This is a genomic window from Pseudomonas sp. FW305-25 (assembly GCF_017351415.1).
In the GTDB taxonomy this organism is placed as follows: Bacteria; Pseudomonadota; Gammaproteobacteria; order Pseudomonadales; family Pseudomonadaceae; genus Aquipseudomonas; species Aquipseudomonas chlororaphis.
This window is the reverse complement of record NZ_JACNDE010000058.1, coordinates 1-14,579: the sequence shown is the minus strand read 5'-3', so window position 1 is coordinate 14,579 and position 14,579 is coordinate 1. Positions and strand designations below refer to the sequence as shown.

The window sequence follows — 14,579 nt, the reverse complement described above, 5'->3', positions numbered from 1 at the left end:
TCGATCAGCCTCAAGGGCTCAGTGGCAACGCGAAGGTATCCGGATGTTCGCGATCAAAAATCTCATTGGCCCACAGCATCACAATCATTTCGTCGCTGCCGACATTGGTGATGTCGTGTGTCCAGCCGGGGACAGTTTCTACAATCACCGGCTGCTCACCTGTAGTTTGCAGTTCGTAAAATTCGCCCGAAATGATCTGACGAAAGCGAAAGCGAGCGTGGCCCTTGATGACAAGAAACTTTTCAGTCTTGGTGTGATGATAATGACCACCACGAGTAATCCCAGGGTGAGCGGTAAAATAGGAAAACTGACCTGCAGTGGGGGTCTTCAGCATTTCCACAAATACGCCACGAGGGTCGCCATACTTGGGAACCTCGTAGGTAAAAGACTCTGGGGGCAGGTAACTGAGATAAGTCGAGTACAGCGCTCTGGTCAAGCCTGTTCCAACAGCCTCACTGATCAGTGTCGAGCGACTGTCACGGAACGCTTGTATTTTCTCCGCTACAGCACCGACGGTCGTGGAGTACACAGGTTGAACCTGTGCATGACGGTCTGGAGCGGCGCGACCGTCCAGAATGTCGATGAAATGCCGTATCACATCATCGACATAGACCAGCTTGATCGCTGCCTGCTCATCATGAACACTGATGGGTAAACCACGTGAAATATTATGGCAGAACGTCGCTACCGCCGAATTATAGTTCGGCCTGGCCCACTTCCCAAAAACATTGGGAAGGCGAAAAACATGCAGATCAATCGCGTGCTTGTCTGCCAGATCATTGAGTGCCTGCTCTGCTGCTAGCTTGCTGACGCCGTAAGGATTGTCGCAGTCGGCCTGCGTAGACGATGTATATATAACTGATAGCTTGCGCCCGCTAGCAGCTACGGCGTCACAGAGCAACTGCGTGAGATCACTATTGCCACTCTTGAACTCTGCTGGATCCTGAGGACGATTTACCCCAGCCAGATGGACGACACAATCAGCGTCAGCAACCAGCGTCTTAAGCAATGCACTGGCGTCGTTTCGGCCGAAACGCAAAATCTCGATGTCACTGCGCTCACGCAAATGGGTCTCAAGATTCTTGCCGATAAAGCCGTTTATACCGGTAATCAGGACCTTCATCTTCACTCCTCTGGCGTAGCATGTTCGCCACGCTGGATAGCTCGGATAAAATCCAGCTTAAGTAACAATTTTTGCATGCCCACGACATCAAGACGTTCGGTGTTATGGGAATTATAATCTTCCATCCGGGAGATTTTTTCCTCACCTTGCTCGACAAATTTGCTGTAATTCAGGTCTCGAAGATCAGGTGGAACACGGAAGTACTCCCCCATGTCCTCAGTGCAAGCCATTTCTTCGCGACTCAACAGGGCTTCATACAATTTCTCACCGTGCCGAGTACCAATAATCTGAATCGGATGCTCAGGCTTCCCGACCAGCTGGGTTAAGGCTTGTGCAAGCGTCTCTACAGTTGCCGCCGGGGCCTTCTGAACAAACAGATCGCCGTTGTTGCCATGCTCGAACGCATGCAATACCAGATCAACAGCATCGGCCAGGGTCATCATAAAACGCGTCATGTTCGGATCGGTGATCGACAGCGGTATTCCCGCCCGGATCTGCTCAATGAACAATGGAATCACCGAGCCACGGGAAGCCATGACGTTTCCATAACGAGTGCCACAGATAACTGTTTTCGTATCATCGACATTACGGGACTTCGCGACCATGACTTTCTCCATCATAGCTTTTGAAATCCCCATTGCATTAATGGGATAAACCGCCTTATCGGTGCTCAGGCAGACGACCCGCCGAACCCCATTCTGAATGGCTGCTTCGAGAACATTATCGGTGCCGATGACATTCGTCTTCACTGCTTCCATCGGATGGAACTCGCAAGAGGGAACCTGCTTTAATGCCGCCGCGTGAAAGATATAGTCCACCCCCCGGGTCGCGTTGAGGATGCTCTGATAATCTCGTACGTCACCGATATAGAATTTCAGCTTGCTGTTGACATAGCGCTTGCGCATGTCATCTTGCTTTTTCTCGTCACGGCTGAATATCCGAATTTCAGCAATATCCGTATCAAGAAAGCGCTTGAGTACCGCGTTGCCAAAGGAACCCGTGCCGCCAGAAATGAGAAGTTTTTTTCCACTGAACATAATGAGTCCTGAATCTGATGCAAGCTAGTATCAGCTCGATTGCAAGGCTGAGTAGACGACATCAGCCTTCTGCTGATCGCTCGGATAACTGATGAGAACAGCTCTATAAGGGCCTTTGAAAACGAAGAAGCTACCAGCAGCCACACCGACCACGCCGCATTTGGCGACGACGCTGTGCATGTCTTCAAGAGAACCGCCACCGCCTAGAACAGTAATCGGTATATTGACCGTTTCCCGAAGCTTTGCAGCCAGGGTGAGATCATACCCCTTCATCCGCCCGTCATTTTCGATGGCGTTGATAACAACCTCACCGGCACCCAACTGCTGCAGTTCTAGCGCGACTTCCAGAACACCGCGCTTGGTATTACGCGTGCCGTTATGGGTCCAGACATCCTGACTTTTGCTAAGCATGCGCGGCTTGTGATCAAGGACCACAACGACACTCTGGCGGCCGATCTCTTCGGCAATCCTGGTAATCAGCATCGGGTCATCTAGCGCTGCAGAGCTGATCGCGACTTTTTCTACCCCCAGGCTGATGATTTTTTTAGCCTGCTCAGCCGTGCGGATACCACCACCGTAGCAAAGAGGCATGCGGCATTCAGCAGCCAGATTGGCGATTTGCTTGTAATTGGGCTCAACGCCTTTTACCGAGGCGTCAATGTCCAACACAATCAGCTCATCGGCCTCTTTTTCATTAAAGATTTTCACTGCATTGATCGGGTCCCCTACGTACTTGGGGTCCTTGAAGCGGACGGTTTTCACCAGCCCGCCATCCTGAATCAACAAGCATGGAATGATTCTCGGCCTGAGCATCTCAAAGTTCCGCGAAGTTTTTCAAAAGGGCCGCCCCAAAGTGATGGCTCTTTTCGGGATGGAACTGCACGCCAAACACATTACCTTCGGCGACAGCACAGACAAAGTCCTGACCATAGGACGCAGAGGCAATACTACCTGCCCCCCCTTCACAATCAAAAAAGAAAGAGTGCAGAAAGTAGAATCTTGCATCCTCTTCCAGGCCTTTAAAAAGCGGTACATCCGGCCAAGGTCGTACATCGTTCCAGCCCATATGCGGCAAAGGAATTCCCTTGAGCTCGGGTACATCCGCAAATGCCTTCACTCGGCCCTTGACCCAGCCAAGCCCCGGCAGCAGACCTTCATCACTGGCAGACGCAAGTATCTGCATTCCAACACAAATCCCAAGAACCGGAACACCTTGCTCTCGCACCAACCTTTCAAGAGTCGAACGCATGCCCGAAGCGTCGAGACGCTCCATCGCATGATCGAAAGCACCAACGCCGGGGAGGATCAACCGCGTCGCACCTTCAAGGTCCGCTGGCTGCTTTGCAATCGTCACTGAGATATTCAGGCGCTTGTAGACATTGACAAATGCCTGAATATTACCTAATCCGTAATCGATGATAGTGATCATCTGAACAGCCTTCTCTCCAATCCCAGGGCGCTCATTACACGCGAACCGACACCAATGAGGAAGCGCTTGTTGCGGTAGTCACGGTAGGTTTTATTTTCACCGTCGAAAATTTCCTGGAGCTGCTCCACGGAAAGATCAAGCTTGTTCGCCACATACTCAAACTCGCCCTTGAGAAACTGTTCATCCAGTTCGGACCTGGAAATTCTCTCCAAGGCATCTTCGCGAGTCAGCTGACCTGTCATGATCAAGCTGGAGAAGTGAGCTCGTCGCTTCTCGTAACCAAATTTACGAGGCATCCAATAGTCTTCGTAAAAGCGGGTAAAACGAGACTCATGGTGTTTGTGCTGGAATTTCTTCCAACCATATAGCTGCTCCAGGGTCGCCTCGGCATCCTTTTTGATGTAAGGAACGAGATTTAGAGGTTTGACAATCTGCATACCCAGGATCCGTTGATACAAAATCTTGTAGATTAAAATATCGGTTAACGGGAAGCTATTGAGCTTGCGCTTGCCGAAACGTCCGTGAATGTCTTTGAATAGAGTTTTATCGACTCCAGGATAACCGCCCCACTCTTCGGGCTCACGACAACATTCCGTAGAAAAATTCGCCCCGGTCAGCACATACTTGATTCGGTGCTCACGCGCAAATTTATAAAGACCCGAGAAAAAAGCCGCATCCTGTGGCAGGTCCTGGTCAGCGATCTGCGAGCGGAGAAAAGACACTTGCAGATCCTTCATCTCCTCCCAGTTGATCACATCCGTGTACAAATCAAGTCCCAGCCCATCGACTAGCTTTTCGATATTGCCCACAGCCTGATCAGTGTTCCAACCGGCATCAACGTGAAAGAGTAACGGCCGCAGGCCCATCTTTACCTTGGCGACATAGGCCGCATAGGAGCTGTCCAACCCCCCGCTCAGACCAATGATGCAATCGAAATCCTTACCATGACCATGAGTTTTGATCTTCTCGGCCAAAGCCATCAATTCGGCTTCTCCGCGCTGATCCGTGTGCCAGTTAGGCAAAATACTAGTCTGGTAGTTATTGCAGTACTCACACACACCTGAATCATCAAATTTAATGTGAGGATCACTGGTATCCATGATGCAACTGGAACAAATTTGATACATAATTTTCCCTTCCATCAAGAATCACACCTTAAATATACAGGCGTGCTGCAAGAATTTTATAATCCAACAAGGATCGGGCAAGCTCGAAAGAGCACTCACTCATATCATTCAGCAATGCTGGGTTAGCTGCTATCCGCTCAAAAACCGTTATAAAATCAGCAGTTTCCTTTACCCAAAAACCGTTTCCCTTCACATAAGGCTCGTGACTTGGGTAAGGATAAAGCGCCACCGGTGCACCACAGCAAATCGCATTTTGCATGGTTGCCGATTGTGTGCCCGGCTGAAAATAGAGATTAGCTGAGCTCAAATACTTTATGAGCTCTTCAGCAGGTTTCCACCCCGCGAAGACTATCCGCGGATCCGCATCAATCAACGGACGCAGTGTTGCCAACTGGTCGGAAGGGATCGAGCCAACGATCAAAAGCTTCAAGCGGTCTGCTGCAACAGACGAAAAAGCATGAATAATATGCTCTGTTCGCTTGCCGGGTTCTAACTTTCCGGAGTGGACAATTATTATATCTTCCTCAGAAAGAAGGTGCCTCTCTCTGATTTCCTTGGAGAATTTTTTTTTCTCCTCATAGGTAATGACCTGACCACCCAACGGGTAAAACTCAAGCTCAGGCTCTCGCAGACCGTACATTGCCTGCAAAAAATGACTCGACTCGTAAGAAAGATAAAGAAATTTATCAACAAATGGTTTGACACACCAAACTATCAATCGATTAAATATACGATACTGAAAAAATCGAGAAACCCAATTTTTCCCAGAGTTATGAAAATCTTCATGACTATCTATATATAATCGCACGCCTGAAGTATTTTTTTTATACTTTGCGACTGTCAACATCTCCCAACCGGCCACGCCATGGAACAGTATTACATCAGGGCGAACACTTTCGATGAACATGTACAACCCACTGACTTTACGAACTTTAGATGATAAAAAGCTGTTCAAAATCCGGACATACTTCATTCGCACCAAACGAATACCGCTATCAAGAATACGATCCTCTTCCTCCGTAGGCACCAACTCTCCACTTTTATATTCAAAGCAGTCACTTACCACGACGACCTTATGACCATCCAGTGCACTTTGTAAGGGTAGCAAATTATCTTGGTATGTCATGCCTTCGGTATAATGCGAAGCCAAGCAAACATGCAAAACTATCATACTGCTTCCTCGACAATATACTCATCGGCATAGAGCGTCAGATATGACTCAAACATTTTTTCCTTACTGTATCGGCTCGACGAAAACTTTACACACTCCTGAGCATTACGAAATGAATAAGAACCGTCCAAAAACTCAGAAAGAGATTTTTTAAGAGCAGCCATATCAGCATATTCAACAAAATGGCCATACCCTTCGGGTGCGACCTCAACTGGAGCTCCCGAATCAAACCCTAAAACTGGAGTTCCGCATGCCAGACTTTCAACAGTGACAAGAGAAAAGGTTTCTTTCTTACTTGGCAATAACGTCAAAGCAGCCATCGAGTAATAGGCAGCTAACTCGGCCTGGTCCGTCAACAGGGGAAGCGCTATTACATTCTCCCCAAAAGATTGAGTAAGATCGCTAACACCAATCAAGATAAATTTGACTGGCTGCCCCACAAAGAAACTCGCCAGCTCAACAAGCCAGCGCCCGCCTTTTCTCTCGGACATGAGGTCAGGAGCTACCGCCAATAACACCACTTCGTCCTTCAAGCCATGTCGTACTTTCAAAAATCCATAATCTTTTATGCAAAATAGCTCCGTATCGATACCATTATAGATAACTTCAACACGCTTCTCTTTTAAAAAAGATTGCGAAACCCTGTCAGCCAACCAAGCAGAAGGGGTAACAATGGCGATATTATCGAACCCTACAAAAAGCTCTTTTTTTTCATCTTGCATTTTCTTAGAAAAATCAAAAATCAAACTCTTAGGGTACTCTCTTAACTGAGGACAGTTATGGCAGGTCGTTTTCCAACGTTCACAATCATTCGCATACCCGCAGCGTCCTGTGTACATGAACTCACAATGAAAAGTCCACACAACTTTTATACGCCTTGCCTTCAAGTAGCCTACAAAGTCAATGATATTTACGTAGTAACCATGCAGCTCGTGTAAATGAACAACATCTGGGGAAAAATCCTCCACCATTTCAATAAGTTTTCTAGTTGCAAAAGGAGAAAAGCATCCTACCAACCCCGTTAGCCGAGCCAAGCCGGCATGTGTGATCACCTCCACATTAGATGCAATTTTTTCTACATCTGAAGCATCACTTTCTACGCCCCGTCCGAAGCAAACCAGAACATCATGCCCTTTCTTTTGAAGCCCAACCTTCAAATCATGAACAATTTTTCCAGTGCTTGAATGCTGATAATTAACATCAACTAGTAGAATTCTCACCTTACACCTCTCTGTTTTTTGCGCCAGAGAAAAACTTGAAAAACAAAATAATAAATACCCCCCCCAAAGGAAAGTAACATCGTAAAAAAATGTCCATTGGTTAAAACTATAGCTAACGGCAACGTTATCAAAATAGAAAATCGACTATCCCATCGAGCCGCGAGTTTATTCAACATATATATCCATAATGCCAACATCACAGCTATACACATAACGCCAACTGCTCCGGCGGCCGCAACACCATCTCCCGAGAACAAGTTAGCATTATAATTATTTACAGACGTATTATATATATACTTTCCTACAAGAACACCAAGCTGAGGCCACGCTTCATCAGATAGAAAGTATTTCGGTACATCCACAAAACTCCCGACTCCCTTGACATGACTCCAATAGGTATAGCCATATCCACCAAAAAGATTCTCATACAAGCTAATAGACAGCCCTGGAAGAGCCAATGTTCTAAACAAGAAATAAATAGCCAGCAGCGAAGCAATGCTACTTTCGGAGTAAAGTGCAGATGTAAAAAAAATAAATACAGCCAAACCGATGTAAACAAATGCAGAATTGCGAGCAAAACCATTACGTTTCATCAACATAAAAGCAAACGCTATTATAAGGAAAGGCATCAAGAATATCGTACGCTCCGCAGTAATCATGTACATCAGCAAGAACCCCGAAAACCCTAATGCAAAATACAGCGGCCTTCTCGTACAAATTCCCAGAGCAAAAACTATCGGAGTAAATACGTTTGAAAAATATGTTTTTACATAAGAAATCCCCCCTCCAACACTGCTGGTCTCACTCCGCTGATCATAAACATTTTCGAGCATTACAAAATTCATCGATCCGTGATATTCATAAATCAAAACGAACGCCAGCAGACACCAACCCAGCAGAATAAAATATCTACCAAAAACCGATATGGAAACCTTGACATTATTGCCCTGCGCCTTATGACGCGCCACCAATGAAAGTAAAACAAATGCCCCTGTAAGGGCAAACAGAATAGAACTGTAACGATAAAATCCACCCTCAGTGACCAACAGACAAATAACTACCGCCGGCACAAACACCACACAGTGCAAGATCAAAACAATCACAGCCCCGGGCGTTCTCATCTTTAAGGGCAGAAAAGATGCCGTAATAATAATAAGCGCCAAGCCCACAATAATCTCGTAAATCTCAGGCTCAGCGTATGTAAAACCGTAATAACCCCAAACAGGATACAAGCATTCAACATACGCAAATAGCATAGAAGATGCGTACACCAACACCGAAATAACAAATAACAACCGTTCAACCTTCATAGGCTTGCTGCTTCTTATTGAGGAAAAACTTACCACATGCCATATCCAAAAAATACAAAACAGACATTTGACAGGTGAGACCGATCAAATACTCAAAAAACGAATACTCATGAAAAACCGCTAGCCCCATAACAACGCCCGTCGTGACCATACGAAACAAATGTATCAGGGGGAGGTATATATTTATCCTGAGTATGAGACTAACGCGATCCAGCGGAGTACTTATAAATGAAAAGAATGCAGCCACAGAAAACACCCTTGCATACTGCCCTGCACTTTCCCACTGCGCCCCCAGTACCAGAGGGTATATATAACCAGAAAACACCACAGCCACCGCATAGATCGGAAAACCAAACAACAACAATCGACTTACCGTCTCCCACCACAAAAATCGTATATCCTTACCTTCTTGAAAATTTTGAGCTGCACGCTGATAGAATACTTGCCCTATTGCCAGACCTAATAAGCCCGAGGGTAAAAATATAGTGGCCATAACCATGGTGAATTGGCCCAGCGTTTGAACTCCATACTGATAAGATATAAAAAATATTGGAGCTGCCCCGCTGACCGTGGAGAATACATGTGACAACACCATTGCATTAGCACCCTTGGAATGAAGAGCACGAGGGTGTCCCTGATCACTTTTCTTGCAAGCTTCAACAGAAAGCAATTCGAACAACCGCTTTCTCAAATAGCAGATCTTCCCCAAAGCACTGAAAAGACTAGTCACCACCAGCCCTATCGCACCAAGCGGAAAAAACAACAAACCCGAACCTACATAAGAAACCTTTCCAACAACCTCTGAAGCAGAAGAGTCCTTGAATCGCCCTTCTCGCTGAACATTATGCTGCAAACCCAATGCTATAGAGATAGAAAAAGCAGTGAGAGGTGCAAGAAGCAAATACCCTCCCAGCCCCTCCGCACCAAAAAGGGTAGCTATATCTTTACCGAACAGGTAAGCAATAACTGTAAGCAAAGTGCCGGTAAAAAGCCCAAGCTTTATAATCCAGATAAATAACAATCTTGCTTGATATGAATCACTTAACAGCTGAAAGAAGTACTCGTATCGCCAAGTCATTATTCCTGCTAAAAACATAACCACTTGCAAAAATATACCCTGTAATGCAAAGTCTTGCGGGTGATATAGGCGAGCCAAAATAGGAATACCCAACAGTCCTATTACCTGAGCCACACTATTACCTGACGCCTGTAGAACTATATCGCGCCAATACCTTGACAAGGTCAACTTGGGGCTCAATTTCTTGAATCCAAAAAATTCAAAAAAGCGAAATCTGTAGCTCCCAACAAACTCACTTGACAGACTCCAACGCGGTCATTAAAGCGTTAGCTACCCGAGATACGTCTTCAACACTCAAATAAGGGTGCATGGGTAAACTAAGCACCTCTTCGGCCACTCGATCACCAACTGGTAAATGAACGGTAGCATCGCCCACAGCCGGTTGCTTATTAAGTGGAACCGGGTAGTGAACAACTGTTGGAATACCCGAGTCCTTGAGACTGGATTGAATGATAGAGCGATCAGCTACCCGGATCGTATACTGGGCAAAAACAGAAACATTATAAGGTTCAATGTAAGGTGATGTGAGAACACCAACTTCTGATAGCGTACTAGAGTAACACTCTGCGATTGCCTGGCGCTGCTCAACTTCAGCTTGAAATATTTCAAGCTTCGGTAATAAAATTGCGGCCTGGAGAGTATCTAAGCGGCTATTTACACCCACTCGAATATGATGATACCGGCGCTCCTGACCATGCCTAGCCACCTGCCGGATAATTTTTGCCAACTCAGCATCATTGGTAAATAGAGCACCACCATCGCCATAGCAACCCAAGGGCTTACTTGGGAAGAAGCTGGCACAACCTATCGTTGTCAAATTACAGGACTTACGCCCCTTGTATGTTGCGCCAAAACTCTGTGCAGCATCTTCGATAACTGGAATACCATGACGAGCCGCGATAGCGTTAATGGTGTCATAGTCTGCACATTGCCCATACAACGAAACGGGAATAATTGCCTTGGTGCGTGCAGTAATTGCAGCCTCGAGTTGTGAAGGATCCAAGTTGTACGTCCTTGGATCGATATCCACATATACCGGTTTCGCTCCTAGTAAAGCGACTGTCTCTGCAGTTGCAATATAGGTAAACCCCGGAGTTATAACCTCATCACCCTGACCAATGCCCAAAGCCATTTGAGCGATCTGCAACGCGTCGGTGCCATTGGCAACACTGATGCAATATTTTGCGCCCACAAACGCAGCCAACTTTTCTTCCAACTCGGCAACTTCCGGCCCTAAAATATACTGACCATGATCCAAAACGCGTTGGACAGCGCCATCAATTTTTTTGCGCAAAATAACTTGCTGTGCTTTAAGATCAATAAACTCCATCATTCTTTCAAGCTCTTCTTCAGGTTTCGAATGAACTTCGCGTGTGGCACAGCAAAGTTACCGGTTACTTTTTCTCCGACACCAACATCTCTGACCACTACAGACCCCAAGGTCACAAACGCACCATCGCCAATGGAAATACGATTTGATATCGATGCTTTTGGCCCAACCCACACGTTATCGCCCAATGTCACATGTCCCGCCAACATAGCTGCAGCTGCAATCAAACAACGCTTACCCGACTGAACACCATGAGCATAATGGACAAGTGCATCCAGCTTAGTATCGGCACCTATCACTGTGTTACGGTAACTGAACCCCTTGATAATAGTATTATTCGGACCGATCTCCGATCGCTCCTCAACAATAACCTCTCCATCATGAGCAACTGTAAGCATCCCTCTCGAGGTTCTTTTGTGTTCAAACCCATTAACACCTAGCACAGCGCCCGCGCGTATTACAGCACCTCTTTTAATCGTGACATCTTCCATGACAATCACGCCAGGCTCGATAACCACATCATCCTCAACAATAACACCAATGCTCGCGATGGTCGCCGAATCGTGAATGCTTGCAAAAGCAGAGATCACACTAGCACTCCTAACCTTTACTAGAGCGAGATAATTCACAAGAGTGAAAAAGTACCACTTCGGGTCATCAACCACTAATGCACAAATATCCCCCCTCAAGAGGGACTGTTCACCGTCTCTAACAAAAACAGCTTTCACCTTATCATTTGCATTAACAACAGACACATATTTGCTGTCATCCATAAAGGTAAGAACTGATTCGAACGCCTTAGAGTCAGCCACACCGACGCCATCAAAGCACAGAGAGTTGGATTCAAATCCAGTAGCCAATTTTATTAAATCAGAGTCAATCATCGAACAACCTCCCCGTTCAGCAATTATTGACTACTCAGCGCTAGCACGAAAGGATGAGCCTCACCATCAGCTGGCATGCTAATGGCTGCCTGACGAATATGTTCTACAGTTTCCACGCAATGCCTGGCGTCTTCGATGCCATAACCTCTGCCTGCCAAGATTTCCTGGTAGCTTTTTGTATGCAAATCTGTAAACCCTTCAGAAAACTCTATTTCCTGTCCGTTCGCAGTAATAGATCGATAAGTTGTTTTTTTACCTTTTATCGACTCCGGAAGGTCGCCTGCGTCAATTGAAAGAAACCAACGCACTCGAGCCTTTTCGTACTCAAGGTAACCGGCCGCCTTATATTCACTGACAAAATGGACATCATTTCGCTGCAACCTTCCAAAAATAAAATGCAACATATCATAGAAATGCACACCGATATTTGTCGCAACGCCAAAAGACTTACGAGGGTCGCCCTTCCAACTTTCCATATACCACTTTCCACGAGAAGTGATATAAGTAAGTTCCACATCATACTTCTCATCACCGTCTTCTTTTTCGACTTTTTCCTTAAGATCGAGAATGGCTTGATGGTGCCGTAACTGCAAAATATTATAAACACGCTGACCGGTTTCAAATTCAACCAGCGCCAACTCGTCAAGAACTTCAGAGCTTGGCACCAAGGGTTTTTCACAAATAACATCACAACCCAGTCGTAAACCTGCAACTATATGAGAATGATGTAAATAATTCGGCGAGCAGATTGCAACATAGTCCAAAGCCATTGCCGATTCACGTCTCAGCCGAAAAGCATGTTCTTGAAAGCGCTCAAACTCGGTAAAAAACTCACTATCAGGCGAAATGCTATCGATAATCCCAACAGAATCGTTGATATCATAGGCAGAAACCAATAAGTTTCCTGTATCTTTAATCGCACGCATATGACGTGGTGCGATATAACCGGCAGCGCCGATCAGTGCAAATTTCTTCATAGAGAACTGCTCCATCTTTAAGTTCGAACCTCCGACCAAAATCAATAATTCTGGCCGGATGCATCACTACAAATTGAGTAGATCAGGCTTTTATTATGTTCGGGGCTATTGCTCGATATTTACCACGGCTATCAACAATCAAACGTGCCGAAGCCTTGATCAATTCATAGTCAAACTTATCATGATCAGTACTTAGAACTACCGCATCAAATTTTTCAATATTTTCAGCACTAAGCGTTTCACTGCTAAGTTTGAAATGATGCTCTCTCATGACTGGAAAAACCGGTACGTGTGGATCGCTGTAAGCAACAACGCACCCTTTTTCTTCGAGTAGTTCCATGATTTCTACCGAAGGAGATTCGCGCATATCATCAACGTTCTTCTTGTACGCAATCCCCAAGATCAAAACCTTACTACCCTTCAACGCCTTTCCATGCTCATTCAGTCCATCTACAAGTTTGGAGACCACATACTCTGGCATTGCCTGGTTGACCTCGCCGGACAGCTCAATGAACCGAGTATGCAAACCGTATTCACGTGCCTTCCAGGTGAGGTAGAACGGATCAATAGGAATACAATGACCGCCAAGTCCTGGGCCGGGGTAGTACGCAGTGAACCCAAACGGCTTAGTAGCTGCCGCATCCACTACCTCGAAGATATCGATACCCATGCGGTCAGCAACGATTTTCATCTCATTAACCAAACCAATATTCACAGCGCGATGAATATTTTCAAGCAACTTGGTCATCTCAGCGGCTTTTGTTGAACTTACCTGCACGACCTTATCGATAGCCTGTTCGTACAAAGCCACGCCGACTTCAAGGCAATCAGCAGTGTCCCCACCAATGACTTTAGGAATCGTGCGCGTCTCGAAATCAGGATTTCCCGGATCTTCGCGCTCTGGCGAATACACCAGAAAGATATCCTTACCGACAGTCAGACCACCTTCCTGAACACGAGGAAGCAATTCTTCTTCTGTAGTCCCTGGATATGTGGTGCTTTCAAGCGAGACAATCTGACCGGCGCGAAGATATGGCTTGATCGCATCAGTAGTGTTGATTACGAAACTCATGTCCGGTTCGCGATACTTGTTCAACGGAGTGGGGACACAGAGAATCAAAGCATCGCATTCTGCAGCACGGGCAAAGTCGACAGTTGCTTCAAAACCACTCTTGCGCGCTTCGAAAATTTTGCTGGAGGGAATATGCTCAATGTAGCTTTCCCCTGCATTGAGCTTGACGACCTTGCCATTATCAATGTCAATACCCAGCACACGGAAGCCTATAGCGTTGTAACGAAGCATCAACGGTAGGCCTACATAGCCGAGACCGACAATACCAATCAGCGCTTCTTTACTTTTGAACTTGGCGACACTGGCCTGTTTCTGCAGGTGCATCAGGAATACTCCAACTCAGGAAAGGTAAATCTATAAAAACAATTTATTTGGTTGTAGGTCGACTATTGCCTGAGAGATTGCACCCTCCTTCTCCATACCCTAGCCGCAACACGAATGACTCTCCCCACTTTCCGCCCCTGCCACACCTAAGTGAGCGAACTCATTTATTGCAAACCACGCCCACCTGCTTGACCTCCATCAGGCGGATACGATCTAAACGACCATCAGACCAGCCGCACACGGAAAGCAATCTCATAAAATTCAGGGTACCGAACCGCTCAAATACGTGACAGAGCATCACAGATGGACAGATGCACATCCAACCAATCAACCCTTGCATTATGCAGGAATATACTTGAAGACGCCCACATGAAAGGGCAGAAATACCTTAGCAAATCGTCGCCCCCCCCTGTTGCCGGACTCAAGCCAGATCCTGCCCCTTGCCTGAGCCCCGCCCCCAGCTCTCTCTCTAGCCCAACAAGGCAGAATCCACGACG

The 14,579-nt window shown here is 46.3% G+C and carries 13 protein-coding genes; all 13 read right to left on the bottom strand.

All coding sequences use genetic code 11. The features are described 5' to 3' along the window. Window positions 1–10: 10 nt before the first annotated feature. Window positions 11–1,123 carry a UDP-2-acetamido-2,6-beta-L-arabino-hexul-4-ose reductase gene (locus tag J4E58_RS30505; protein ID WP_087092925.1) on the bottom strand — a complete coding sequence of 371 codons (1,113 nt, stop codon included), beginning with the start codon at window positions 1,121–1,123 and terminating at the stop codon, window positions 11–13. Between the two features lie 2 nt (window positions 1,124–1,125). Further along, window positions 1,126–2,160, bottom strand: coding sequence for a polysaccharide biosynthesis protein (locus tag J4E58_RS30500; protein ID WP_087092923.1), 1,035 nt, complete (start codon window positions 2,158–2,160; stop codon window positions 1,126–1,128). Window positions 2,161–2,190: 30 nt separating this feature from the next. Continuing rightward, a complete protein-coding gene (locus J4E58_RS30495) occupies window positions 2,191–2,973 on the bottom strand; it encodes an AglZ/HisF2 family acetamidino modification protein (RefSeq protein WP_087092921.1) in 783 nt (260 codons plus the stop codon). A 1-nt stretch (window position 2,974) separates the two neighbouring features. Further along, a complete protein-coding gene (gene hisH / locus J4E58_RS30490) occupies window positions 2,975–3,589 on the bottom strand; it encodes an imidazole glycerol phosphate synthase subunit HisH (protein ID WP_087092919.1) in 615 nt (204 codons plus the stop codon). After that, window positions 3,586–4,731, bottom strand: coding sequence for an N-acetyl sugar amidotransferase (locus J4E58_RS30485; protein WP_087092917.1), 1,146 nt, complete (start codon window positions 4,729–4,731; stop codon window positions 3,586–3,588). Before J4E58_RS30485 ends, hisH begins: the two co-directional genes overlap by 4 nt. 13 nt (window positions 4,732–4,744) lie before the next feature. Then, the gene (locus tag J4E58_RS30480; RefSeq protein WP_087092915.1) at window positions 4,745–5,887 is read right to left on the bottom strand and encodes a glycosyltransferase family 4 protein; all 1,143 of its coding nucleotides are present in this window, start codon (window positions 5,885–5,887) and stop codon (window positions 4,745–4,747) included. After that, window positions 5,884–7,107 (bottom strand): glycosyltransferase, encoded by a 1,224-nt coding sequence (locus J4E58_RS30475; RefSeq protein WP_087092913.1) that lies wholly within the window; start codon window positions 7,105–7,107, stop codon window positions 5,884–5,886. The genes J4E58_RS30480 and J4E58_RS30475 overlap by 4 nt, the downstream gene beginning before the upstream one ends. Then, entirely contained in the window at window positions 7,104–8,417 is a 1,314-nt protein-coding gene (locus J4E58_RS30470; RefSeq protein WP_143481942.1) for a hypothetical protein, read from the bottom strand. Before J4E58_RS30470 ends, J4E58_RS30475 begins: the two co-directional genes overlap by 4 nt. Then, complete coding sequence (locus tag J4E58_RS30465) at window positions 8,407–9,609, bottom strand: lipopolysaccharide biosynthesis protein (RefSeq protein WP_207255356.1); 1,203 nt, start codon at window positions 9,607–9,609, stop codon at window positions 8,407–8,409. The genes J4E58_RS30470 and J4E58_RS30465 overlap by 11 nt, the downstream gene beginning before the upstream one ends. A 118-nt stretch (window positions 9,610–9,727) precedes the next feature. Further along, complete coding sequence (locus J4E58_RS30460) at window positions 9,728–10,828, bottom strand: DegT/DnrJ/EryC1/StrS aminotransferase family protein (RefSeq protein WP_087092911.1); 1,101 nt, start codon at window positions 10,826–10,828, stop codon at window positions 9,728–9,730. Next, window positions 10,825–11,709: a hypothetical protein gene (locus J4E58_RS30455; RefSeq protein WP_087092909.1), complete on the bottom strand. Its 885-nt coding sequence runs from the start codon at window positions 11,707–11,709 to the stop codon at window positions 10,825–10,827. The genes J4E58_RS30460 and J4E58_RS30455 overlap by 4 nt, the downstream gene beginning before the upstream one ends. Before the next feature lie 23 nt (window positions 11,710–11,732). Beyond that, the gene (locus tag J4E58_RS30450) at window positions 11,733–12,686 is read right to left on the bottom strand and encodes a Gfo/Idh/MocA family protein (protein WP_087092907.1); all 954 of its coding nucleotides are present in this window, start codon (window positions 12,684–12,686) and stop codon (window positions 11,733–11,735) included. Between the two features lie 82 nt (window positions 12,687–12,768). Then, window positions 12,769–14,082, bottom strand: a complete 1,314-nt coding sequence (gene wbpA / locus J4E58_RS30445) for a UDP-N-acetyl-D-glucosamine 6-dehydrogenase (RefSeq protein WP_087092904.1) — start codon at window positions 14,080–14,082, stop codon at window positions 12,769–12,771. Between the last annotated feature and the right edge of the window lie 497 nt (window positions 14,083–14,579).